General features: G+C 40.1%; 21 protein-coding genes and 1 riboswitch. Of the genes, 11 read left to right on the forward strand and 10 right to left on the reverse strand.

The features are described 5' to 3' along the window. The first annotated feature begins 504 nt into the window (after positions 1–504). The 8 genes from H6G86_RS31060 (at position 505) to H6G86_RS31095 (ending at position 6,213) form a co-directional block, all read left to right on the forward strand. Complete coding sequence (locus tag H6G86_RS31060; protein ID WP_190937542.1) at positions 505–1,392, forward strand: DUF1186 domain-containing protein; 888 nt, start codon at positions 505–507, stop codon at positions 1,390–1,392. Between the two features lie 81 nt (positions 1,393–1,473). Then, entirely contained in the window at positions 1,474–2,049 is a 576-nt protein-coding gene (locus H6G86_RS31065; RefSeq protein WP_190937543.1) for a hypothetical protein, read from the forward strand. 387 nt (positions 2,050–2,436) lie between these two features. Then, positions 2,437–2,579: riboswitch (cobalamin riboswitch) on the forward strand. Positions 2,580–3,177: 598 nt separating this feature from the next. Next, a complete protein-coding gene (locus tag H6G86_RS31070; protein ID WP_190937544.1) occupies positions 3,178–3,393 on the forward strand; it encodes a GTP-binding protein in 216 nt (71 codons plus the stop codon). After that, the gene (locus H6G86_RS31075) at positions 3,377–3,817 is read left to right on the forward strand and encodes a hypothetical protein (RefSeq protein ID WP_190937545.1); all 441 of its coding nucleotides are present in this window, start codon (positions 3,377–3,379) and stop codon (positions 3,815–3,817) included. The genes H6G86_RS31070 and H6G86_RS31075 overlap by 17 nt, the downstream gene beginning before the upstream one ends. A gap of 237 nt (positions 3,818–4,054) precedes the next feature. Continuing rightward, positions 4,055–5,164, forward strand: a complete 1,110-nt coding sequence (locus H6G86_RS31080; protein WP_313931509.1) for a fatty acid desaturase — start codon at positions 4,055–4,057, stop codon at positions 5,162–5,164. 7 nt (positions 5,165–5,171) lie between these two features. Further along, positions 5,172–5,393: a serine hydrolase gene (locus H6G86_RS31085; RefSeq protein ID WP_190937547.1), complete on the forward strand. Its 222-nt coding sequence runs from the start codon at positions 5,172–5,174 to the stop codon at positions 5,391–5,393. A gap of 130 nt (positions 5,394–5,523) precedes the next feature. Beyond that, positions 5,524–5,793 (forward strand): hypothetical protein, encoded by a 270-nt coding sequence (locus tag H6G86_RS31090; RefSeq protein WP_190937548.1) that lies wholly within the window; start codon positions 5,524–5,526, stop codon positions 5,791–5,793. 165 nt (positions 5,794–5,958) lie between these two features. Further along, positions 5,959–6,213: a DUF7219 family protein gene (locus H6G86_RS31095; protein ID WP_190937549.1), complete on the forward strand. Its 255-nt coding sequence runs from the start codon at positions 5,959–5,961 to the stop codon at positions 6,211–6,213. A 192-nt stretch (positions 6,214–6,405) separates the two neighbouring features. Here H6G86_RS31095 and H6G86_RS31100 read toward each other — a convergent pair whose 3' ends face one another. The 7 genes from H6G86_RS31100 to H6G86_RS31130 form a co-directional block, all read right to left on the reverse strand. Further along, entirely contained in the window at positions 6,406–6,702 is a 297-nt protein-coding gene (locus H6G86_RS31100) for a type II toxin-antitoxin system RelE/ParE family toxin (protein ID WP_190937550.1), read from the reverse strand. After that, the gene (locus H6G86_RS31105) at positions 6,687–6,872 is read right to left on the reverse strand and encodes a hypothetical protein (RefSeq protein ID WP_104902026.1); all 186 of its coding nucleotides are present in this window, start codon (positions 6,870–6,872) and stop codon (positions 6,687–6,689) included. The genes H6G86_RS31100 and H6G86_RS31105 overlap by 16 nt, the downstream gene beginning before the upstream one ends. A 305-nt stretch (positions 6,873–7,177) precedes the next feature. Next, positions 7,178–8,056, reverse strand: coding sequence for a BRO-N domain-containing protein (locus tag H6G86_RS31110; RefSeq protein ID WP_190937551.1), 879 nt, complete (start codon positions 8,054–8,056; stop codon positions 7,178–7,180). Positions 8,057–8,406: 350 nt separating this feature from the next. Next, positions 8,407–9,444, reverse strand: coding sequence for a hypothetical protein (locus tag H6G86_RS31115; protein ID WP_190937552.1), 1,038 nt, complete (start codon positions 9,442–9,444; stop codon positions 8,407–8,409). A gap of 381 nt (positions 9,445–9,825) precedes the next feature. Continuing rightward, positions 9,826–12,699, reverse strand: a complete 2,874-nt coding sequence (locus H6G86_RS31120) for an NHLP bacteriocin export ABC transporter permease/ATPase subunit (protein WP_190937553.1) — start codon at positions 12,697–12,699, stop codon at positions 9,826–9,828. 289 nt (positions 12,700–12,988) lie between these two features. Continuing rightward, positions 12,989–15,247, reverse strand: a complete 2,259-nt coding sequence (locus H6G86_RS31125; protein ID WP_190937554.1) for an NHLP family bacteriocin export ABC transporter peptidase/permease/ATPase subunit — start codon at positions 15,245–15,247, stop codon at positions 12,989–12,991. Next, entirely contained in the window at positions 15,234–16,679 is a 1,446-nt protein-coding gene (locus H6G86_RS31130) for an NHLP bacteriocin system secretion protein (RefSeq protein WP_190937555.1), read from the reverse strand. The genes H6G86_RS31125 and H6G86_RS31130 overlap by 14 nt, the downstream gene beginning before the upstream one ends. A gap of 462 nt (positions 16,680–17,141) precedes the next feature. Here H6G86_RS31130 and H6G86_RS31135 point away from each other — a divergent pair, with 462 nt between their 5' ends. Further along, complete coding sequence (locus H6G86_RS31135) at positions 17,142–18,221, forward strand: hypothetical protein (protein ID WP_190937556.1); 1,080 nt, start codon at positions 17,142–17,144, stop codon at positions 18,219–18,221. A gap of 89 nt (positions 18,222–18,310) precedes the next feature. Here H6G86_RS31135 and H6G86_RS31140 read toward each other — a convergent pair whose 3' ends face one another. The 3 genes from H6G86_RS31140 to H6G86_RS31150 all read right to left on the reverse strand — a co-directional run bounded on the left by H6G86_RS31140 (position 18,311) and on the right by H6G86_RS31150 (position 22,556). Further along, positions 18,311–21,526, reverse strand: a complete 3,216-nt coding sequence (locus tag H6G86_RS31140) for a type 2 lanthipeptide synthetase LanM family protein (protein ID WP_190937557.1) — start codon at positions 21,524–21,526, stop codon at positions 18,311–18,313. Positions 21,527–21,692: 166 nt separating this feature from the next. Next, a complete protein-coding gene (locus H6G86_RS31145) occupies positions 21,693–22,214 on the reverse strand; it encodes an NHLP leader peptide family RiPP precursor (RefSeq protein ID WP_190937558.1) in 522 nt (173 codons plus the stop codon). A gap of 192 nt (positions 22,215–22,406) precedes the next feature. Then, a complete protein-coding gene (locus tag H6G86_RS31150; protein WP_190937559.1) occupies positions 22,407–22,556 on the reverse strand; it encodes a hypothetical protein in 150 nt (49 codons plus the stop codon). A 149-nt stretch (positions 22,557–22,705) separates the two neighbouring features. Between H6G86_RS31150 and H6G86_RS31155 the strand changes: the two genes are divergently transcribed. Both H6G86_RS31155 and H6G86_RS39070 read left to right on the forward strand, forming a co-directional pair. Beyond that, positions 22,706–23,203, forward strand: a complete 498-nt coding sequence (locus H6G86_RS31155; RefSeq protein ID WP_190937560.1) for an NHLP leader peptide family RiPP precursor — start codon at positions 22,706–22,708, stop codon at positions 23,201–23,203. Positions 23,204–23,374: 171 nt separating this feature from the next. Beyond that, positions 23,375–24,079: a hypothetical protein gene (locus tag H6G86_RS39070; protein ID WP_242065058.1), complete on the forward strand. Its 705-nt coding sequence runs from the start codon at positions 23,375–23,377 to the stop codon at positions 24,077–24,079. Positions 24,080–24,181 lie beyond the last annotated feature (102 nt).

Below are 24,181 nucleotides of genomic sequence, written 5' to 3' on the forward strand. Positions count from 1 at the left end.
TGTTAATACTGCTTAAAAAGTATAAATAAATTTATACTACTGGGAAAATGATTTAGTGATCGCTTGTTTTTTACTGGATCTGACGAAACCGCATAGCTCCCCCGTGAACTGTGGCAGCGAGTTGATCAAGCTAGTAAACAAAGAGCCAATCAATAGGGAGTTCAGAAGCATTGAAGATGTAGGAGAACTGCGAAAGTCTTAGCTGATAACAACTACTTATCTCATATCCGGGAGCTTTGGGACGAAAGCTTGTTAAGATTCCTCGAATAGGCAATAGTCTTTATGTAAACGATAAGCGATTTGATAGGTTTGTCCAAGCGATCGCATTGTGGGAGAATAGGCTGCTAGATACCAAGTAGCAGTCAACTAATACATGATAAGCAAGTATGTAACTCAAAAGTATAGTCTATGGGAGTACAAGCCTTTCTAGACTAATTTTAATTTGAGTAAAGTTAAGCACCAGAACCATTACCGTTGATTAAAAAGACAGCTAAATTTGAAAAGATGCAACTAGAAGAAATTTTATCTGAATTAGAAAACAATACCGGGAAGTTCCCTCGTTTGGCTTTGGAAAGGGCTATCGAAGAACAGTGGGCGATAACTCCTATATTATTAACAACTTTAGAAAACTTCAGCAATAACCCGTCAGAGTTATTGGATAAAAATGATTATATCTTACATATTTATGCCTTGTATCTATTAGCGCAATTTAGGGAACCATTAGCCTATCCTCTGATTGTCAAGTCTTTTTCGGCTCCAGGGGATATCTCAATGGATGTAACCGGAGATATAGTAACTGAGGATTTAGGGAGAATATTTGCTTCTGTCAGTCATGGAAATATTGAACCACTAAAACAACTAATATCAAATCAGCAAATCAATGAATACGTCAGAAGTGCAGCATTAGAAGCGTTACTAGTTTTAGTAGCTGAAGAAGTTATTTCTAGAGAAAAAGTCACAGAATATTATGCAGAATTGTTTTCAAATCGAGGTGGAAAAGAATATGATTATACTTGGACTAAGCTAGTTATTAATAGTATGGATCTTTGTGCGAGCGAACTGAAGTCAGAAATTGATAACGCCTTTGAAGAAAATTTAGTGGAAGAGTTTTTTATTGGGCAAGAGGATGTAAATGATTGCTTTGAGTTGGGAACAGAAGTAGCTTTAAATAAACTGCGCCAGAATCGACGTTATTCTTTCATTGAAGATGTTATATCAGAAATGAAAGGTTGGGCTTGTTTCCAGCCAGAAAAACTACAAAAACTGGATAACAGGTTAATTAGCCCAGAAGGATTTACTTTATCGACACCAAAGAAATCCAAAAATCAAGCTAAAAACAAGAAAAAGATGCAAGCACAATCTCGCCGAAAAAATCGCTCCTCCAAAAAATGAGTATTCAAAGACCCCACCTTTGTCTAGTAAGGGTCTTAGGAAAAACGCTGCTCAAAGATAAGTATTGAGTTAATAGATTGAATGCCGATAAAATACGAGAATAGAAAAGGACAGACGTATTATCTCTATCAAGGCATAACGAAAACTGGTAAGCCTAAGTACTTCTTTTCCATGAAAAGTGAAGGACATTTGGTTGAAACTATGCCTGATGGCTATGAAATTTATGAAAATCCTAACGCTCAGGTTTTTCTGAGAAAGGTTCAGCCGAAAATTATTACCGATGAAGAAAGGGCAAATGTAGAAGAAGGAATAAAGAAATTTTCTAGCTTACAAGATTACCAAATAGATATAAAACAGGAAATCATCACTGTATATACAGCAGACCAAGACGTTAATCTGTTGTCCGAACTATTAAATTTTTCTGGAAGAAATAATATGGCTGAAGGGAAAACTAAACTCAGGCTTTCTATTTCATATTCACCGATGCTTCGTTTCGTATTGATTGATCGGGCGCAACGGACATTTCTGACTCAAAGATATTGTTTTTTAGGAAGAATTGATGACTGGATAGAAATCGGCAAGCAAGGTAAGCTTCAGGGACTAGTAGAAAATTATGTGAAACATTTGGGACAAGAGTCGTTCTTTGAACTGCATTGATCTTAGTTTTTGGCTCAATCAACTAGAGGCATCGGTAAAATGGAGTTGTTCTTGGCTGACCCTTGTCTAATAAGTGATATAGAGTCTGAATATGGTAAAAGCAGAACAGCTAAAACCGATAATTTAAGATGACATAGCCGAAAATAAATCTTAAGGAACTCAAGCGATATCTGAATGATGACTCTCAATAAGAATTGATTTCAGAAAATAGCGAGCTATTTTTGGCATTTGTTGCTTTTGCAAGATATTTACTAAGCAATAAGAAACGACCCCGCAACGCTGAGTAGAAAATAAACGCTTGGTAAAGAATGAGACTTGTCCCGATTAATAGCGAATGCAAATATAGACAGCCCATTGATTTTTATGCAAGCAAATCGCAGTTGTGTTATTATCCAGATGAATCTCGGTTCTAGTGGGGAACAGCCGCTAGAGGAAACGGGGAAAGTCCGGTGTAAATCCGGCGCTGTCCCGCAGCTGTAAACAAGGCTTGCCTTGTGAGTCAGAATGCCCGCCGAAGTTGACTTGTAATTTTTTTACATCTGCGAGGCACAGATAAGTATTTTTATGAAGATTTATACAACTACTCAGCTTTACGTTCTCATAGTCCCACATATCAAGACGCTACAGATTACGACTTTCTATGAGAGGGCAAGCGGTTAATTCCCATTATAAATTGTGTCTTGAGATGCAGCGATCGCTACTCCAGATGAGAGTAGCGTTTGCAAATAGTCACAGGAACAATGAAATGCTGTACTAACTAATAGGTGAAAGTTTAAAAAAAAGAGGTCGTCAATGGCGTATATGACGTACATAGTCCTGTTTCATCACTGAGCAAATACTTTCCCAATCACGCATAGGAATTGCTAAGTTACTAAATTAATACTTCAGTTAATTATCATGCCGAAATTCTATCTTTACCGAACTGGGAAGATTTCTACTGCTATTCATCCCTTTGTTAAACAAGCGGCTCTTCCTCAAAGCAAACACAAGCCCAGTCTACTGCAAGGGAAAATTATTCAATTGGATTTTAACTAAGTTTGGGGGGTTTAACTCCTCTAGTTCTAGAGACAGAACAAATTGAAGCCTAGCTAAATCCCCGTCACAAAACGTAATTATGAATTATGAATTATGAATTATCGAATTAAGGGATTTGTACCAGTTCCAAACAAAGCTATCCGTCTGGTATTACAGGGTGTTGGTAATCGATTTGACTACTTTTATGACTATCTTTGGCAACCCCAGGAACCCCGTCAAATGCGATTAGTATTGATTGGACGAGAGCTTGAGCAGGTTCGCATTGAATCATTGGTGTTGGGGGAGGAAGTCAATGCGACCATCCAATAGTGTTTGGCAAGGAAATTTTGGCTACTGGCAAAATAGTTTTATTCATAATAATCTGCTGGTAATCGGTTACACAGGATGGGAGGGATTTCAGTCATTTGGGCGGGGAATTGTTATTTGTGATGTGGATACTAAAGTTACTCACCCTACAAATACAAGTCTTGATACAGTTCCCTTTACTCTCCAATTTCTCCCCTGGGATCTGATTGGGTTTTACTTGCGCTCACAATCACTTAACTCATCTATAATCTCATCCATTTTCCCAGCAGTCGCAACATACAATCCCCATCAAGATATTCTTCTGGTGCTAAAGGCGGAACCTCAGATTGAGGTTACTTTTTTACACCAATTAAAAATTACTCCACCCGATTGCTACGAACAAGTTTGCAAGCGATGGTCAGAATTTCAACCAAGCTTAATGCCCTAATACTTACTTTATTCCTCAATGCTCAAACCACAATTAAGCAAGATTCCGAGACCTACTCGCTACCAAAATGCGGCGATAGATATTACATGGGACTCACAAATTCCGACTATCTCCGTTTATAGGAGGTGCGCTATCCTACATTAGGCGGCGCTGTCAAGTCAATGCTACCAGTTATTTCAACTTACCCCAAAAAGAACTTCAGCCGCTAGGAGAAAGTTTTATTTAATGGAAACCGCAGTGAAAAAGTCGGATTTTGTCCTGAGTCCTTACATGAACAGCAGGGACTTGCGGGCAACTTATCAAATTCTGAATACGGTTGTGCCTTATGTGGTTTTATGGTTTTTAGCACACAAAGCAGCTGCTATTTGTTTTTGGTTGCTTGCGCCTACTATGGTTTTGATGACGCTGTTTTCAGCGCGTTGTTTTTCTTTAATGCATGATTGCGGACACTATTCACTCTTCCGTTCAAAAAGGGTTAATCAAATTATCGGTTTTATTCTGGGGGTGATCAACGCTATACCTCAATATCCGTGGTCAAGAGGACATGCCTATCACCACAAAACCAACGGTGATTGGCAACGCTATCGCGGTCCTAGTGCATTACTCTCTACTGAGGAGTTTGCTCACCTCAGTCCATCTGCCCAAAGGCGTTATGAATTACTGAGGCACCCATTCATGATCTTTCCAGGAGGTTTTTTCTATGTCGCGATTAAGCCAAGACTCGCCCTGATTGCCGGAATATATGATTTTATCACTCATCTACTGACTTGCTTGCAGCAAGAGCCTTTTATGGATTTACCTCGAATCATCTCCTCTCATAAGTCTAGAAATTGGTACACTGCGGCTGAATTTTGGCATCTGTTGTTCAATAACATTTGTGTAGTCGGCATCTGGATTTTTCTGGGGTATTTACTTGGATTTGGTTTTTTCGTGAGTGTTTACTCAATCACGCTAACTTGTGCTGCGGCAATCCTCATCTGCGTCTTCTTTGTTCAGCACAACTTTGATGGCTCTTATGCCCACAAAACTGAAGGGTGGGACTATCTCGAAGGAGCAATTAAGGGCAGCAGTTATCTGGAGTTACCCACCGTTTTAAAGTGGTTTTCCGCCGATATCGGCTACCATAACATTCATCATCTTTGCGACAGAATCCCCAATTACAACCTCCAAGCTTGCCACAATCAAAATATTCACCTGCTTAGGAGTGCAAAAACGCTGCGAATGGTAGATATTCCTGATTGCTTCAAATACATTCTGTGGGATTGTCCCTCCAATCGCCTCACGTCGATAGCATCGTTTCGTCAAGCGGCACAATCCATCGACCTAGAGAGAGCTAACGAAGCGTAAAGCTTCTATGTTTGCTGGGGTAGTTCCTTTAGGTGAGGAAATACTACAACTAAAATCTCAAATTAATGCATTGATGGCTCGCTACAGTTTCCTCAAGTCAGGGATTTTTTTTGTGGATTTAGAAACGGGTAACTATTTTGATATTAGTGGCGACAAAGTATTTCCCGACCTAGTGCGAGTGTTTGAATTAATTTCCATCTTGGAAAAAGATGGCGAACGAAATTTTTAATCAAAATGCGCTCGCTACGGCAATTGTGCGGATTCATGAAGTTAGCTGATTAATAAGTCCCGCACAAACACGGATTCATTCCTGCTGCCTTTCAGTAAAACTGCATTATACAAGTTTTGAAGGTGCATTTATGGCTGATACTGCAATGTTAGATAACCGTATAAATAAGCAAATAAAATTTGAACCATTAGAAGCGACAGTAGCAGCAACAGAAGAAGAGTCAGTAATATTAGCCGAAAAGCTCACACAGGTGGCAATTCCTTTAGAAGTCCTGTTACAAGCACTCAATATAGCAAAACACGATAAGGCAGCAGCTTTTCAATACGCTGACAACTACTTAAACAAAATTAGAAATAAAAAGTGGATGTTTAGAAAATCCTTATCTGCTGCAAAAAAATAATTTTTGAGAAAAAACTTGGAAATAGTTAGCGTAATTGCTGAACAAAGTATTGTAAGTATTATATACAGATAGGCAGAATATTTAACGGGACTTAAGCAAATTATCTTAAGCCAAAGCATCAATAGGTTTTTATTCAAAAAATTTAAAATTAATAGAAAAAGTTCAATGACACCATTTAATGATAATCAAGAAAGCCAAAAAAACTTTATTTATACTCAGTATCGCTATTGCGGAAGAGTAAAGCCAGAAAATCTAGCATTTAATGCTAATTTACAAGAATTTTCGCAGAAAATTGCCTATATTGTTAATCTGGAAACAAATGGAAAGTTACCTCCTGGGGAAGCTTTCAATCAGATTGAAGAACTTTGGGAAGAATTAAAACGTACTAAAGATGGGCTAATGATTGACGATAAGTATTAAATATTTATCAAATTATCGAATTAACTAAGAATTCAGGATTCAGTTTTCTCCTGCGCCGACTTTACTGCCGATTCGTTGGATAAATTGTGGCGTAAAATAGTTATTGACGATATTTCAGCGTACTTAATTTGGAAAGAAGTGGAGATATAATCCAGGATTTGAAAGTTTATTTTAATTGGAACTTGCGTGTCTCTAAAGCTCAAGATTCTCTTGTGCCGAATGCCAAAATCTGGCGATACTGACCTGCTTTTTCTCCTCTTCAACCCTGTAGACAACACGATATGGTTTAAGAATAAGCTGACGAATATTAGGGTCGTCAAACTCAGGTACTTTCTGACCAATGAATGGAAATTGACTTAACTCCCTACTTTTTTCAAGGAGTTGCTGACCCAATTTCCTTGCAGCTTCAGGATTGCTTAAGGCAATATACTTGACAATTGCTTCCAAATCCCCCACAGCTTTGGGAGAAAGAACTACTTGGTAGTCCATGCTTCAATCATCTGCTCAACAGATTCAATTGACACTCCAAGTCCTTGGTCAATCTCTTCTAAACCCTCTTTTACAGCCGCGATAAACTCAATTTCTCTAACAATCTCACGCAGAGACACATTTGGCGGCAAGCGCTTCACAAGTTCAAGGACTGTTTCTCTATCGCTCATAGCAGTTTTTGCTTCTATGCAGATGACTACTGTAATCTTAACTCATGGGTTCACCTTGTAGCTTTTCTTTTAGTTAAATAAAAAAGCTTTAAATGTTTCCCAACCTGTTTATGGATTAAAATTTGTGGAGATTTTTTCGTTTAAAAATAAAAAATCTGTGGATGTGTCCATGATATTTTTTATTGATTGATCTTCATCAGATTCAGGAGTCAGGATTTAAAATTTAGTTAGATATTCTTCCTTTCTAACAGAAAAGCGATAAGCTTGAGGGTATGGAGGGAGCTTACCGCTTGTAATATAGATTCTCAATTAAGCTGTTCCACACTCAAATCAATTACCTTAAGAACATCAGGCAACCAGCGAACGTGTTCCACAATCTTGTCGTGAGTCCGAGCTTTATCTCGTGTCACCGTTCCCCACAGCTTACCTTTTTCGGTTAGATGCCAAATATTTTTGTGGCTTTGTTTGCCATTCGTGTCAGTCTTGATTTGAACCTCCTTGGTTTGCAAGCCAGCAGATTCCAAAACACGGTTAACTATTTGTGGCTTTACGGGCTTGGGCAGTCCGTTGCGTTCAGCATATAATTCACCGATTGCGGTTGGAGACAAATGCCGGTCGGGAGTCGCAACAATTTCCTGGATTGCTCCGACCAACTCCTGTGCCATTGGGGTTATTTCGGGACACAGCGCTTGTACACCGCGAAGGATGGTGATGGTTTGGAGTTCTGCACTAAGCCTTGTGCCAGATAGAATCTTTTGTCCAAAGTTAACGAGTTCATCAAGACTGGGTTTAGTATTTTGCTGCTGGTTTGGCTTGGGCATCTCATATTTGCCAGTGCGCCGCAGAGATGGGAGGACTTCGTGAAACACCCAACGCTGGAACCGTTTAGCGACTGGTTTACGGGATTTAAAGATCAGGCGATAAAGCCCTGCCTCAGTCACAGTCAGCATTTCTTGTTCTCCACCAAGGGTACTCACATTGTGAGTACCCTTTTCATCTTCATCAAGGCCACCATCTCGATATGTGCTGCCATCTTTGGCTTTCCTAATTTGTCCATTCACAGTAACGGAAGTATCAATGTCTAATATTGCACAGACATCGGCAGCAATCCATTCTGGTTTTTCTAATGTGCCGACGAACCGAACTTCTTGAGACTCAAACACGAAAACTGATAGGTCTGACACAATACTTTTCGGTTAAGGGGAAAAGGTAAAGGGAAAGGGTTTGAATTTCCCTTTACCCATTGCCCTTTAACCTTTCCCCAGACCAAAAGAGAGATTATTGGGTTTATCCGAAAAGTATTGGGCGTTCGATAGCCAATCTGTCTGCCTTAACTGAGCTGATAGCTAGTTTTTGTAATGCTGTGGTTAATTTCTCGCTCATTTTTAAACTTCCCGATGCTTCCACATTCTGGAAAATGTTTAGAAAAAATTAAAACTTACTGGATAGACAAAAAGACTCTATTTTTAAGCCGTACTTGGAGATGTAAGAATACCGGAACTCAACCGGAACTCAACCGGAACTGTGACGAATATTAGTGGTTAATGTTAAAAACACTGAAGCCATCTTTTTCATTTCCGTACAATCGGTTAGTGTCAATCAATTGTGATAGGGCATTTCTCAAGTAAAGAACACTCTTTTTCTCTTCGCCCCATTTGCGGCTGTTTCTGATAGCAGCAAAAGAAGCTGGAGGATTAGCAGTAGCCGCAACGATCGCCACAATCTGTTCTAAATCAGCCTCAGAAACACTACTCTCTTCTACTTCCAGAAATTCCAGTTCTTGATAAGGCTTTGAAAAAATGGACTCCAGATGATTAACTGCGTCTGATGGAGCAATCTTCTCCCCTCTTGGTATGACTGCCTTTTCATGCTGTTGAACTAATTCTGGGAAGAATTGAAGTAATGTTCTGGCTGGATCTGGTTGCCCATTGCCTGGGTGTTTGTGGGTCTTTAGCCATTCGGGAATCATGCCCAAGTTGCCACCACTAACAGGTTCTCCAAAGTTATTAGGGTTGGCTTTAAAATATTCTCCACTAGCGACATTCATTTTGCGTAGACCACCAGCGCTAACCGCTTGAGCTACACAACCAATAAAGTTAACCGATTGCTTAAAGGTATCTGCCAGCCCAGCCGTAGCTTTACCGACTACGCTTGTCAGGTTAGAACCATGCAAGACGATAATTAATGTACCACCAGACTTAGCGAAGCGAGAAAGTAAATATTGAATCGCCCAGGTGCGATCGCTTTCCTCTAACAATGACAGCAACCGCATTGCCTCATCAATTACTAGCAGTAAATTTTTATGGGAGTAAGGTTCGCTTCCATCTAAACCCTTAAGAAATTTCAATAAATCACGAGCGACGAGTTGATCAGCCCCATCCGCATCAATATCCGGGTACTTAAGGGCAGAGGTCAAGTTGCAGGCGAAGGGGTAAACGTCCACCCCAGCAGTAAAGTATTGGGTGTTCAATCCGGGGTCAAGTGCAGTAGATAATGTTGCCAAGATTGCTGCTAAGGTTCCCTTGCCACCTCGCTGAGTACCAGCGATCGCAATGACTTGAGAACTCATCATATTCTCTACTTGGAATCCACTTTTCGTTAAAGCAGCGATCAGTGCGTTTGCCCTATTAGTCAGAGGGATATTAATTATAGTCTCTGGTACAAGCCGGCATCACCGTGCCAAAAAAGGTTTTTTGTACGCTAAGAAAATTTCAAGTGTTTGAAACGACGATTTTTCGTTAAAACTAGATCACAACTAGCAGCATAACCATAGTAATTTCACAAAAATGATGGTAGAAAGCAAGTCTTGAAAAGCTTGCTCCGTCTGGGTTTCATCCTTAGCATACAAATTATCTCTTTTGGTACGGTGATGCCATGTAGGTCTGTGGTCTGTGATTGGTTAGTGGCGGTGTAGGGCAAATCATCTATCCGCACTTTCATAAATCTCAAGTAACTAGCCCATTTGCCGAGCCATTAACTGGGCAAATAGACCTTCAACAGCAGCTAGCTCATGAAAAGTTCCCTGTTGAACAACTCTACCTGCTTGGAGTACATAAATCCGGTGAGCATTACGGATGGTACTAAGTCGATGAGCGATCGCAATTCTGGTAACTTGTAATTTATCTAAGCTTTCACTGACAATAGCCTGAGTTTTGTTATCAAGGGCACTGGTAGCTTCATCAAAAAATAAAACCCGTGGTTTTAATGCCAAAGCACGAGCAATCAACAATCTTTGGCGTTGTCCTCCAGAAAAATTACTACCCCCTTCACTCACCACAGTATGCATTTGCATGGGCATGGTGGTGATATCATCCGCAAATCCAGACATTCGTGCTGCTTCCCAAGCCTCATCTAAGGTCATCTGTGCGCCACCTGCAATATTCTCAAAAATGGAGGCTGAATGTAATTGACCATTTTGTAAAACTACGCCCAATTGTCGGCGCACTGCATCCACATCTAACCCAGACAAATCTTGACCATCGTAGTAAACACTACCTGCTTTGGGAGTTTCAAATCCCAGTAGTAATCGCAGTAATGTCGATTTACCACTGCCAGAAGCGCCTACCAGAGCAATAAATTCTCCTGGTTCTGCAGAGATACTCACATCATCTAATGTTAGTACGCCATCATTGCGATAACAAAAGGTCACATGGTCTACAGTAATTTTTCCAATGAGCTTACCAGGATCGGCTTTGCAAAGATCCACCTCTGGGATAGTTGCCAAAATTGGCTGTGTGCGTTGCCATTGGGGGATGACTTGCAAAATTTCTGTAACTGTATTGCTGAGGTTTGTAGTACCTCTGGTAAAGTTACCAAAAGCTGTGTTAAAAGCCAGGAAGGTGCCAAGAGATAATTCAACAGTTCCTGAAGTTTGCGGAGCTTCCAGCAGTTTGCTTGTAAACCAGAAAAGTACTCCAGAAGTCAGTATGGGCATAACTGTATTGAACAGGACAACGGCATCTTCTATACGTTGTGTACTCAATTCCAGGTTAATTTGCCGAGTGTAGTTTTTACTCCAAACGGCGAAGGCGCGTTCTTGGGCGCCAGCAATATGTAGTTTAGAAATACCATTGATTAGCTGTACTGTCTGCCCAAAAATACTACCCCGGATTTCCAGCAACGGACGCACCTTGGTTAACAGCAACATACCAGAGAGTGTGGTGACTGCGATCGCAACTACTGCCACTCCAACGGCAATCAGAGCTAATCTGTAGTTGTAATAAAATAACTGCGCCAAGTAGAAGAGCGCAAACAAACTGGTAATTAAATTAATTAGGGTTCTACCACTGAGTTGGCGACGAATTGTACTCACCGATGTGATGCGGGAGAGTAGATCCCCGGTTGTATATTGTCGGAAAAACGACACTGGCAAATTTAGCAGCCGATCCCATACCGCCGCTTGAGTGGAAGCATCTCCAGCCGATTCCATCCGCAACAGAGCAAACCCCTGTGCTAGCTGAAATAAAGCTGTACCCAAAGTTGCAACCAGCAAACCTAATCCGATTTGCAACAATAAACTGCGATCGCTATCGGGAATAGCATTATCTATAATAATTGACGTGGCATAAGGTGTAATCATCCCCAACAGCGTCACGGCAATGCCACTAAATATAATTAACAACAGACCTTGGTTATGTCCTTGAAGTGTAAACTGGATTATATCAATAGCTTGGAGTGCTTTATCCGGTAAAGAGCGATAAAACATATAAGCAACGGGAGCCAGGCTTGCAGCTATCTGTTCATCCACTCTGACACGGGTACGTTCAACCGGGTCAAAAATTTCATAACGAGTTGCAGAAATCGGCAGTAGCGCTACAGGGCGGTTATCTTGGGTGTAAGCTATTAAAGCGCCAGAATCCTTTTCCCACCAGTTATCTCGCAACAATACCCGCCGCATCCGAATGCGTGAAGCTCGAACAATTGCTTCTAAAGGTTCCTTAAGCCGCTTGAGGTTTTCTGAACGAGATGGGGGACGAATTTTTATCCCCATTGCTTTACCGACAGCACCAGCCGCCACCAGTAAAGGAGTACCTTCTAAAAAAAAGTCCCCGTCTTGGGAATTCAAAGTTGATACTAACTCTCCTATTGCTTCCGCCGTGACTTGACGATTTAGGCGTTGGCGATCGCGCAACCGCATTATTTCTGATTGTGCTTCTTGCTCATCTATAATATTGATGCATTGCAAGAGTTGAGTATGCAACTGAGATAACCCAGCCAGCAGTGTATCTGGATTTGGGAATTCACTGGTAGTGTTAGTTGTCAGTTGAACTCCCTCCACAGCTTCCAACCACATTTTATCAGTGAGGGGAAAAGTTGCAGTGGTTGTCGTTAAGATGACTTCCTCAAACCCCAAAAAGCGGACAGTTCCTTGGTGAAGCTGTACCCAACAGGTGACACCCGCTTCTGGCTGGAAAGTTTGAGCATTATTTAAGGAAAATCGTACTTGTTCCTTAGCTTTCACCTGAATTTTTGGCATGCTAACTTGGGAGAATATACCACTGAGTTGCAACAGCCAAGTTTCTATCCAAGCTAGAGCCATTGCATCTGCATTGGCTACTAACTCCCGAAAACATTCTTGATGAACTTGTAGTAATTCTATCTCTCCAATTGGAACTGCTAAAATCTGACGCTGTTGATTGGCGGTTCCGAAAAGTGCTTCACCTTGATTAATACTGCATAGATAACGGCGAGTTCCTTGGATAACGCCATCTTTGAATGTGACAGCAAACAAAGCCATAGAGCCAGACTGAAGTACCCAAACTTTAGAAGGGTCATTCAGTAGAATCGGTTCATTGCCATTAATTATGTAAATTTGACCTATTAGCATTTTGGAATGGGGGAGTGGGGAGAAATCAATTCAAAATTCACGCATTGTTGGCAGAGCGTCTTGTAAAGAAGAAAAAGACTGGGGGAGATGTAGCTTTAGCTTCCCGCAGGGTGGGAGATAAGGGAGAGTTATAACTTTAGGACTTACGCACAACTACGATTCTTCTCTTCGAGACGCTCCGCGAAGGCGTTCTTGGTGTCTTGACGGCTCGACAAATTAAGCTTTTTGGCGATTTTTGCGTAAGTGCAAAATGAGTAATTCATCCAGTTTAAAGACTCGTTCATCCCTCTCATCTTTCCACCGCTTCCCCTTCTGTGCGAATTAACCGCGAATATACACCGTCAATTTGCCACAATTCTTGGTGAATGCCTTGTTGTACAACCTTTCCGCGTTCTAGAACAATAATTTGATCGCAATCGCGGATAGTGCTTAATCGGTGAGCGACAATTATGCAGGTGCATCCCCGGCGACGAAGATTCTGGTCAATGATTTGTTCTGTTTCTGCATCTAGGGCGCTGGTGGCTTCATCCATGACGAGTATCGAAGGGTTATTCACTAAAGCGCGAGCGATTTCTAAGCGTTGGCGCTGACCGCCACTTAAATTAGCAGCACCTTCTATGAGTTGGGCATCAAATCCTCCAGACATAGAAAGAATTACATCAGCGATCGCAGCATCTTGGCAAGCCCGCATCAGGTTTTTATCTGGTACAGTAGTATCCCAGAGGGTCAAATTGTCCCGAACCGTACCGCCAAACAGCAAAATTTCCTGCTCCACCATTGCAACAGAGTTGCTCAGCAGTTGTTGGTGAATCTGATTTCTAGGTTTTCCATCAAAGCAAACTTCTCCCGCCCAAGATTCATAAAGTCCGCTCACCAGTTTGGCAATAGTAGACTTCCCAGAACCGCTTCCACCTACCAAAGCTACTCGCTGTCCCGGCTTAATTGTGAGATTAAAGTTTTCAATTAGTGCCGGTTCTAGGGGGCTATAACCAAAAGTGATATTCCGCAACTCTACATACCCCTGCAATTTGGGAAGAAAATAGGGAGATGAGGGAGAAATTACTTCCCCTGCCTCCTGCCCCCTGCCCCCTACCTCCCCAATCGGATTATCCAGCACATCATCCAGCCGAATCAAATTCCCCTCTAGTTCTTGAAGAGTAGTACCAAAGTTGACGAGATTGTTAAAAGGTTGCTGGAAACCTAGCATTAAACCTTGAAAAGCAATAAGCATTCCGATGCTGAGATGTCCATCCATTACCCGTAAGCCACCGACTACCAACAAAAACATCGAAGAAAGAGCCGATAAGAGCGTGGGTAATACAGAGAATGTCTGATTTGTTACTCCTAATTCCTGCTGAGAATTTAGAGCTTTGGTGTAATAACCTGACCACCGCGAAAAGAAATCTGACTCCAACCCCGATGCTTTTAACGTTTCAATACTTTGAAGTGCAGCAATGGATAATCCAGCCGCTTTACCATACTCTTGTATCAATTTTTGATTAGCATCTACCCGTTGTCGAGAAATCCACTGCAAGGTTAAGACATTCACACCAGCAAAGCTGACTACCATTAAGGTCAGCACCCAGTCATATTGCACCATGACTAAGGCATAAAAAACCACCATGAAAGTATCAATGATTGTAGTTGCCAACTTTCCTGCCAGAACATCAGCAACTTGGTCATTGAGAGTAGTCCGGTTACTAATTTCTCCAGCAAAACGTTGAGCATAAAAGCTAACTGGTAGCCGTAGGATATGCCAGAGAAAACGGCTGGACATCCCTACACCCAGTTTGATTTTCAGGCGGCGCAGATAGCGCAACCGTAGTAGTGTTAGCGATCCTTGGAGTATAGCAGCGATCGCCATTCCCACAAGCAAAGGACGCAGCCATAATTGCCGCCCCTCCACCAAGATGTCATCTACAAACAATTGGCTAAACACAGGGACTACCAACCCAATCACCGTTAAGAAAAATCCCGCAACTAGAGAGTAAACTAAAGCATCTCCAGCACCCTGTAGCCGTGACCACAGAGATAAAATCATGCTAGGTTTACGACCACCTTTAGTAAAACCCGCGCCTGGTTCAATCACCAGCACCACTCCTGTATACCCCTCGTCAAATTCCTGTAAAGAAACATGACGCGGCCCCGTAGCGGGGTCATTGAGATAAACTCGCTGTTTGCGAAATCCCTCTACAACAAGGAAATGGTTAAAGTTCCAAAAGACAATAAATGGAGGGCGCAATTCTTGCAGTTGCTTGAGTTGTTTCTTAAACCCTTTAGCTTCAAGTCCATAACTTCTGGCAGCTTTGAGCATATTAGATGCTTTACTACCATCACGGGAAACCCCGCAATCTCGCCGCAGTTCTGGCAGAGGTACAATGCGATCATAGTAACCTAGAATAATTCCCAAAGCCGCAGCACCACATTCCACAGCTTCCATTTGTAAAAGCGTAGGTGTTTTTACCCGAATACTTCGGCGTGGCAGTAATTTTTGTAAATACTGCCAAGGATTAAACGGTGTTACTAAAGTAGATTTAATAGATACCACTGACCGACCTCAAAATAGGTAAAACGAAAGTGATGGGAGCGCGTTCTTCCACGTTGACTCGCACAACAGTAGTAGTTCCCGAAGAAATTTTCAGGTGTGGACCTATGGAGGAAGACCACTTGTAGCCGCTCGGTGTGTTGGTATCTAAATCGAGGTCAGAGAATACTTGTATCAGTCCTTGTTGTTGAGACACTAAACCTTCCAGTACTTCGGAATTGCCCACCTCATTAGCGGCTGCTTCTTTAGTTATCGGAAAGCGTGAGATGCTCGTGACATTACCTACAATGCCACCAAAGCGTTCTCGCTTCACTGTTTGGGGAGTAATCTGTATTTTCATCCCTGGCTGAATTTTCTTCCCATCAGCAACAGGAAAATAGGTAACGCCAACCAGCTTACTTTTAGGATTTTCCGCCTCAATGGTTGCAAGGCGAGTTCCGGCGCTAACAACTTGTCCTGGTGTCAGCGTGATTTCTAAAACGCGTCCGCTATATTGACTAATAATCTGGCTATCATTGCCTAGTTGCACTCCTAATTGGGCAATTTGTCGCTTAACTTCTTGAATCTCTTTTCGTCGGGCAGTGACACTTTCGAGGTCTTGTTGAGCCACAGAAGCCTGTTTGCTATCTAGTTCTTTTAACTGAGCTTGCAAGTCAGAAATGGTACTAAGGTTTTCCCGATAATCTTTTTCTGTTTGGGTCGCTTTTACATCTAGTTCTTTCAACTGATTTTGGATATCAACAATTTTTTCCTGGTTTTGCAAATATTCTTGTTCAGCCGTGAGTGCTTCATCACCAGAAATCGCCCCGTCTTTTTTGAATAGCTGCTTGCGGATTTCCATTCTCTGGAGGAAAACAGGAGTTAGAGCTTGGGCTTGTTTGAGGCGCTGTTCTAAACCTTGGCGTTGCTGTCCAATAGAAATATTGCCTTTGTTTTTGAGGAGAGGCGTTGTGGCTCGTAGTTCTAGTATACGTTGCTGGAGGTAGTGGCTTTGTTGTTGTTGCGATCGCTTTTCTTGTTCCAGCCTTTGACCTTGCAGTGAACCAACTGCTTGGTCTTGTGATTCTAATTCCGTTAATTTAGCTTGTTGCTGTTGCAATTGCTTACGGAGTTCAGCTTGGTCAATGGTCGCTAACACCTGCCCTTTTTTGACAACATCCCCAACTTTCACATTGAAAGTCATCAATTGCCCTGCACTCTTTGATTGCAGTTGCACAACATTGCTGGGGTAAATTAGTACCCCTTGACCCTCTACAGTGACGGGAATGCGACCGTAAATGCTCCAGATAACGGCTACTCCCACCACTGAACCCAATGCGACAAGAGGTAGCCAACTTCTGGGGCTAACTACCTGCATGAGTTGGTCTAGTCTTTCAGGCGAAGATAGACGATCTAGGGATTCTTTGCGGAATATCTTAGGTTTTCGAGCTAACATCTTAATTTTGTGATTAGTCGTTATACTTATACTTTTTTTCTCTATTTCTGAATTAAACAATAAGAGTCATAAAATCAACAATGTAGTCTTTTTGGATAAAACTCACTTTTTTTTAGATCATTTATATAAAAATTTATAAGAATTGTTATTCTTGCTAATCGCCGAATTAGGCTAATGACACCTTTTACTCTAGATTAACTAGTATCCATACACAGTTGTAGAAAACTCAAAAACGAAAAGATATTATTTTTATCAAAAGATTGTGCATTGTTACTAGTGTTTAAGATATCGTAAGCTAAATCTAATAAGTTCTCATTACAACTATACTTTTGTCGATAAACAGAGGTGTTTTCTTTTAAAATCTTACATAAATCGCAATTAATTTTAATAATTTTCACATGAAAATAATGATTTTGAAACTAAATCATTAAACACATCTATATAGGATTTTCTCTAATTAATATGGTTGCTAAAAGCAGTTCAATTTCCCCTTCATTAGACGGACTTTTTGAGACTACACTGGAAAGTTATCGACAAGGTTGCAAAAGGCTAATTGACTTGAACTCAAAAAAGTCTGGCGAGTATTTTGAGACTTTACTTAGTTTTCAGTTAGAATTCTTGATTAAAAGGCGCTTTCCACTCACAGAGCAACTGATTTTAAATTGGTCTACAAATGTTCGCTCTCAAGGTCTTGCTGCTGCGCGTCGCGGTCAATTTGTGGACTCTGAACAATTATTTGCGAAGGCACGTACACCTTTAGAAAAAGGTAAGCTTTCCCATGAGGGTAGTCTACTGCACAAATCTTTTCAAGAACCCGCAGAAGCTTACCTTGATTTCCGTCGAGGATATTTTGACAAAGCTCGTAACCGTATCTTTGAGGCATTAGTAAGTGACGCAGTTTTAGAGGACGAATTCGGCTATGATTTGTTGTTTATACACCGCCTACATCTGGTAAAAAATCTTGTGCGTATCGAAGCAAATAGCAATTGTTTTAATAGAGCGATTGATCTTGCTTCTCAACTTCTTAGCTACCTTAAAGGATCGTTGGATATTCTGCCAATTTTAGGTATTGCAAATCGTAAGCGTCTGATGTGTCAATCCTCAGAACTCGTTGCTGCCATGTTTACCCAGGTTACCAATGAAGTTGCTCTGATATTGACAGGTAAAAAAGGTCAGCTTGCTAATGAATTATTCGGTATTATCTCCGCACAGATGCAGTTAACAACTGATGATAACAGGCATTACGACTCGCAATCGGAAGCTTGGTTTATAGTTAAACAGGCATTTGTGAGTAATAATATTGAAACTTTTTTAAAACAAGCATCCCCATTCCTTGCTGAAAGACGTAGCGACACCCCCTTGCTTTGGTATGCAACTGTGATCGATTTGATTTGTCTGTGCGACGACCTTGATTTCTCAGGCTCTAATTTATTCAAGCTAGAAGTTGCTCAAGAGGCAGCTAATTGTCAATACCTTCCGAAACAATTCTTACCTCTACTCGGTATTCATCCAACATCTAAGATCATGCCAAGTCTTAGCTAACTTGAAAATAACTCACGGATGTGTAGAGACACAATTATTTTGGTCTCTACACACATTGAAACTTTAATGTACAGAATGACAATCCAGCTTTATTCCCATAGTAATACCGAAGGAAGTAAATCTGGATAAGTTAACCTCAAAAGCTCGTAGCCAATACCAGTGATTCCTTGAAAGAAACCAGGCAGATAAACATTTTTGTTAAAACCTGGCATGAGAGAAAAAGAACCAACTTTTTTTGCTCTAGCAACAACCCAAGCTGCCTGCTCTTGAGCAGTTTCTAATAAATCCATCCTCGATAGTTGCCTAGATGCTGCTAGCAAAAACTCAATTCTGCCAAAAGTACCACAGCAAAGGTGGTCTATTCCATCCAAGCTACAATTTAACGTGGTCTGTAAAGCGATTTCAATATCTTGCCGAATGTCATCAGTGTCGAGAATTGCCAAACCGCCTAAACGAGCCAGACCAATACCAGAAGCGCCATTGCACCAAGTATCTGCAAAAGTAGAAGATCCATTATAATTTGTAGACACCCTAAAATCCGGCCAGTTGTTCGCCTGTGAGGAAAAGACGCTCTTCTCATAGGATATTGCTTCTTCAGCAGCTTCTCTAAAGATTGGCTCCTTGGTCACTGTATAGAGTTGTATTAAAGCGTAAGCAATTCCTGATGCACCGTGAGACATTCCCGTTAATAAGTTTCCATTAAGAGTTGCCCATGCTTTGTATCTCGAATCGCTCTCCACTCGATGATTTAATAAATGATAACCGCAACTTATTGCCTTTTCTAAAGTTATTAAATCACCAGAAGTTTTATACAGAGCTAACAATCCTAGAATTGCTCCAGCAGATCCAAAAATAATATCAAACTTTTTATCAGCAGCAACAAGCTCTGGCGTAATCAAGGAAGCTATGTGTTTAGCATCTTTCAACAAATTTGGTTCATCAAGAAACTCACTACTGCGAACCAACGTATAAATAATTGAGCCTAAACCCAAACCTCCCCCAATGCCAATTTTTTTGACAATTCTCTGACTAAGCTTTGGTTGCTTAAAATTTTGGTGGATAGATTTCAAAACTCCTAATATTAATTCCCGAAATCCAGAACCCCCCGTAACTTTTTCCAAAGCCGCAAGAAATAGAGCTACACCGCAAGAACCGTCATATAAGCCATAATTCATCGCCTGCAATTGGTACTTCTGTGCTTCCGGACGATATGCGAGTGCAATCCATGTTTTACTGTCATCATTAGCGCAGATCGCTTGCTGTTTAACCTCTGCCGCAATTGTCTTTACGGTTCCCATAATTTCTTCTCGTGTTAAGGTAGTCATAGACACAAGATTGACATCGGATTTCACAGACAGAGGTAAAGTGTGCATCTGTGGCATCATTCGGGAACATAATGAACTCCGAATAAAGCCGATTTCCCTTTCTAAATCAGCATCATTTAGCTGTTTGAGATAGGAGACAACTAAATCATAGCTAGGCTCTTTAAAAAAGTTATCGATAGTTTGATTAGAAGATAGGTTTAGTGAATTACTATCTGTGTAAGCACTGAAGTAGGGAACATCTAGTTGAGATAAGGCTTGTTTTTCTACCCGTAGTAGATCCCAAAAAAATGGTTTTGAGTCAGATATCAGTAAAGGTCTGCTCAGAATCTCAAATTCAATACTAAAATCAGCACCATCTCGAAGAAATTTAGGGTGACGAATTTTTTGAAGTAGGGCATCATAAACTGAAGTGTTGCGAAAGATAAAGCGTACCTTTTGTTGAGCTAATGGAGCTAGAGGGCCATCTGTGGCTAAAATAGCATCGCGGTAATCCATTAAAAACTGGTACATCTGCCGAAAGCCAGTAAGAATATCTTCAACGTAATCTTCTGGAAGCAACTTTACCCCATTTAGCGAAGGTACATTATCATCTACTGCACCCAGACCACTGAGATCATAGGCAGCCTGCTTGTCATTTCCCAAATGCCACTGCGGTAAAAATCCGGTTCTTAAAACAGAATTCCACAGATGTTGATTGACTACTGATTGAATTTCCGCTTCTTCTTCCTGTTTTTCTTCTTCTTCAAGTCGATGATGCAAAAGTGTTTCTTCATCTATCAATACTGGATGTTCACCACAAGCAATAATATTCCCTGCATTACAGTCAGTTCCTTTAAGTACATGAACCAAGCATAAAAGCATCCCTGATCGCTGATAGTAATGTTTGGCTTCTTCAGTATTTTTGCAGGGTAAATGTTCAACAAATTCAACCCACCCATGAGTTGAAAAATTTAAAACTCGAAGTAGCTTAAATGGCAATAGTTTATTTTGGTTATTACACCATTCTAGTAATTTAAAATAAGCCTGCTCTGTTCCTAAATCTTTAGGCTTATAAATCAGTTTTAGACCAGAGGTAAACTCAATAGCAATCACACTTTGTCCGTTATTATGAGGATCTGAAAGTGCAGGTTCAACATAAGTTACCTGACCTAATTCTTGTTCAGGCTGAAAATATTCCTGAGTTTTTGACCAGTCTGATGCTAATCTCTGGATAAACTCTCCTGTGGCATCCACCCATAAATCTGTTGCTACTGCCAATAATCGGGCTAGAACAGTATATTCTTGGAAAAATGATATCAGTTTTCCACTTAGCATACTTCTGATAAATGCTTCGTACTGCTCCTTATATAAATTATCTTGATTGGGTTTGAGCAGATGAGTTAGAGATGATTTTTGAAAGTGACGAAAACTTGAGAACTGCAATTCCATCGCTGGAGAAGCAAGGGTTGATAACTGTTTTAGAAGACCGCGTTCTAGAATATTGTGGGCTGTTTTCAAAAGCAAAGAATAGTTGGAACTCTTATGTTCAACTAATTTTTGCCTTGCAACTTGAATGAAAGGCAAAAGAAGCTCTTCAAAAGGTACCAATTGTTGGGTATCTAAACAGAAATAATTGCTAATGTTATTTTTATCTAAAATTTCTGCATAAATTTCATCTGCAGTTTGTATGACTAATTTTAAAGTTTCTGCCCAAGCTGGTAGTGAATCCAGAACTGAGCATAATGAAAAGTTATCATCGGTTTTAGAAAAAGTTACTAGTACAGTATGGAGAGTATTTAAATCTAGTCCCTCCCAAGCTAGATACTTCTCAAATTCTTGCCAATTTCCATGAGCGACACGCTGACACCATTTTTCAAGTCTAGAAGTAATAATAAAATTATTTTGGGAGGAGCCATTAAAAATAAAATTTTGCCGCTTACGCTCGACAATAAAACTAGATTTACATATAATTTCAACGATAGATTCATTTGAAAATCTCATTTTTAAGCCGTTTTAAATAGTATAAAATAACCGAGAATGGCTAGAATTAAAATTTAAAGCCAGATATAGTAGAACCTACAGAACACATGGTTAGTATTTATATATTAACCATGTGTTGATCCAACTCTAAATAAAGTTGACTGAAACTACCTACCTAAAGTTAACATTATAAGCTAACATGGATGCTTGATATCCAACATATACCACCTGCAACAGCTTCTAAAGCTTCCTCAGAAAGTTCTCCACTTTCAAGTAATTCAGGATGCCAAGGTAATATTAAGTATCTGATATTCCTCTCTTCTTCTACTACCCTGATATCTATTCCTTCTAGAGTGTCTATGCCAAGCTCATGCTCAATAACAGTATTGGGTTTATTGAGTAGCATCTGTCTGAAGGTATTATCTTCAACGGAGCGAATTTTTAACTCTGTCAAAGCACCTGTTTCACTTTCTCGAATTAGTTTCACTACTTCTTGACGTTTTTCTGGGGCTATATTAGCTGGAGGCAGAATTAGGTAACGGATATTAGCTGTTTCTGCAAGCATCCTTACTTCAACTTCTTCTGGAAACTTTTCACCTAGTTCACGTTCAATCACCGCTTTAGGGTTGCTTAACAACTCTTGCTTAAATTCTTGATCTTCCCAAGCACGGACAATTAACTGCTCATCACGATTAATTTCGCTAGTCATACTTGCAAATTCCTTTGATTATTGTTTGACTACTTGCTGCTACTTGCAACTCAATTCTATTCTCAGAGAATAGCGTGTCAGATAGGTGATAACAATACAGTTTTTTTTGCTCAAGACTACACTATTTTTTGATAAAAAATTACTGTGAAGAGGCGTGCTTATAATCCAATACGTTTCAGTTAAGTTTAAAAACTAAACCTGGCGCAGATTAGGTTGAGTAACGAAACCCAGCATCCAATCAAATCTCTTCCCCGCGATCCCCATGTACTCCAAAACACCTCTATCTAATTTATTATCAGGTAGTATCGTACATTCGCTAAATTTATCATCTACAACTGTCATAATATAGAGGTAGAATTTAACTATATTATATTTTATATTTTGTAAATTACCTAATAACCAAAATAAAGGTGAGTCTTATCTAAAAATTGTGCATTGTTATTCGGAATTTTAATATCAGAATATAAGCATAATTATGAAGGTAACAAACAATGACAAATCCAATCAAAAGCTATGAAGCTCTTCTAGAGCTTTTATGGTCTGATGAACAACTCAAGAATAATTTTATTGCTAACCCAAAAGCCACATTTGCTGAGATGGGTGTTCATATTTCCAATTCGATTACTGTTGAAGTTCATGAGGATACTTTAGAGTTTAAAAATTTGGTTTTACCGTTAAAGTCAGAATCCCAGATAGGTAATGTTGCAGAATCAGCGCCTGGATTTCAAGCAGTAATACAACAGGCTTGGCAAGATGAAAGTTTCAAATCTCAACTGCTACAAAATCCCAAAGCTACAATTCAAAAAGTAACAGGCACAGACTTGTCCGATACTTTAAGAATTTGTGTTTATGAAGATACGCCAACTGTTAAACATTTGGTTGTGCCAGTTAATACTACCAATGATGAACTGAATGAATTAGATTTGATGATGGTTGCAGGTGGTATAATTATACACCCCATTGGTTTAGTCTTAAACTCACTTTATTAATAACATCAAGTCAACACTCTACAAAAGTTTTGTGTTTTTTACGTCATTTCAATAGGTTCTATCCGAATTGTCAACTTAGGGAGTTCGATATAACTCGGATTCCCTATGACTTCAGAAATGGGTAGCCAGAATAAGTCTTCGTTTCAATATAGATAAATAAAAGTAAACTCTATGCAAGAATCAATATCTTTATCTCACAACCAACATATCTTAAAGCCTCAGAGCATTGAACCAGAAGAGTTAGAAAATGCCACCCTTTATTCTAAAGAAAGAGCTATTAAAGCACGTCAAACGATTAGTCCTTTGAAAAGGTCTCAGTCTCTTTATGAAACTGGAGGGTGGAAAAGCCTATTTGAAAATATTAATCAGCCTCTTAATCTAAGTACCAAATCTAAGGAATTTGAAACAAGAGATAATGAGACTACTAATTTATTAGAACAAGTACTTGACTCGCCTAAGTTGCCATTATGTCCCAGTGGACAAGCAGAAATAGGTAATGCTGTTGTATTTGGTGTTGTAAAAGGTACTGTAGAAGCACCAAGTATCGCTTATCTAAAAGGGTCTCAGCCAGTTACAGAGGAAATTCTAATTTTATCAGACTCAGTTAAGCCTACAGAAATTTTCCGGATTGCATCATCTTGCCAAGCTGATGCTTGTAAGCATTTTGATGGTGCGAATTGTCGTTTGGCTATGCGTATCGTCGAGCAGTTACCAACTGTTGTGGAAACTTTACCAGCTTGTCAGATTCGCTCTAACTGCCGTTGGTGGCAGCAGGAAGGAAAAGCTGCTTGTTATCGCTGTCCGCAAATGGTGACGGATAATGGTTACTCATCTAAGATTCTCCAGGAAGTAGGAGATCCGTACAGTTACAGTTAAGTACACATTATTAACTTAAAGTTGTACTAATATGGGGTGGCAATTGTTGAGATGCTTTCTCTATCAATATGCCACCTAAAAATTTTAGTTTATTTTATACAG

Origin of the sequence: Nostoc sp. FACHB-133, assembly GCF_014698055.1 — a bacterium.
Taxonomy (GTDB): domain Bacteria; phylum Cyanobacteriota; class Cyanobacteriia; order Cyanobacteriales; family Nostocaceae; genus Nostoc.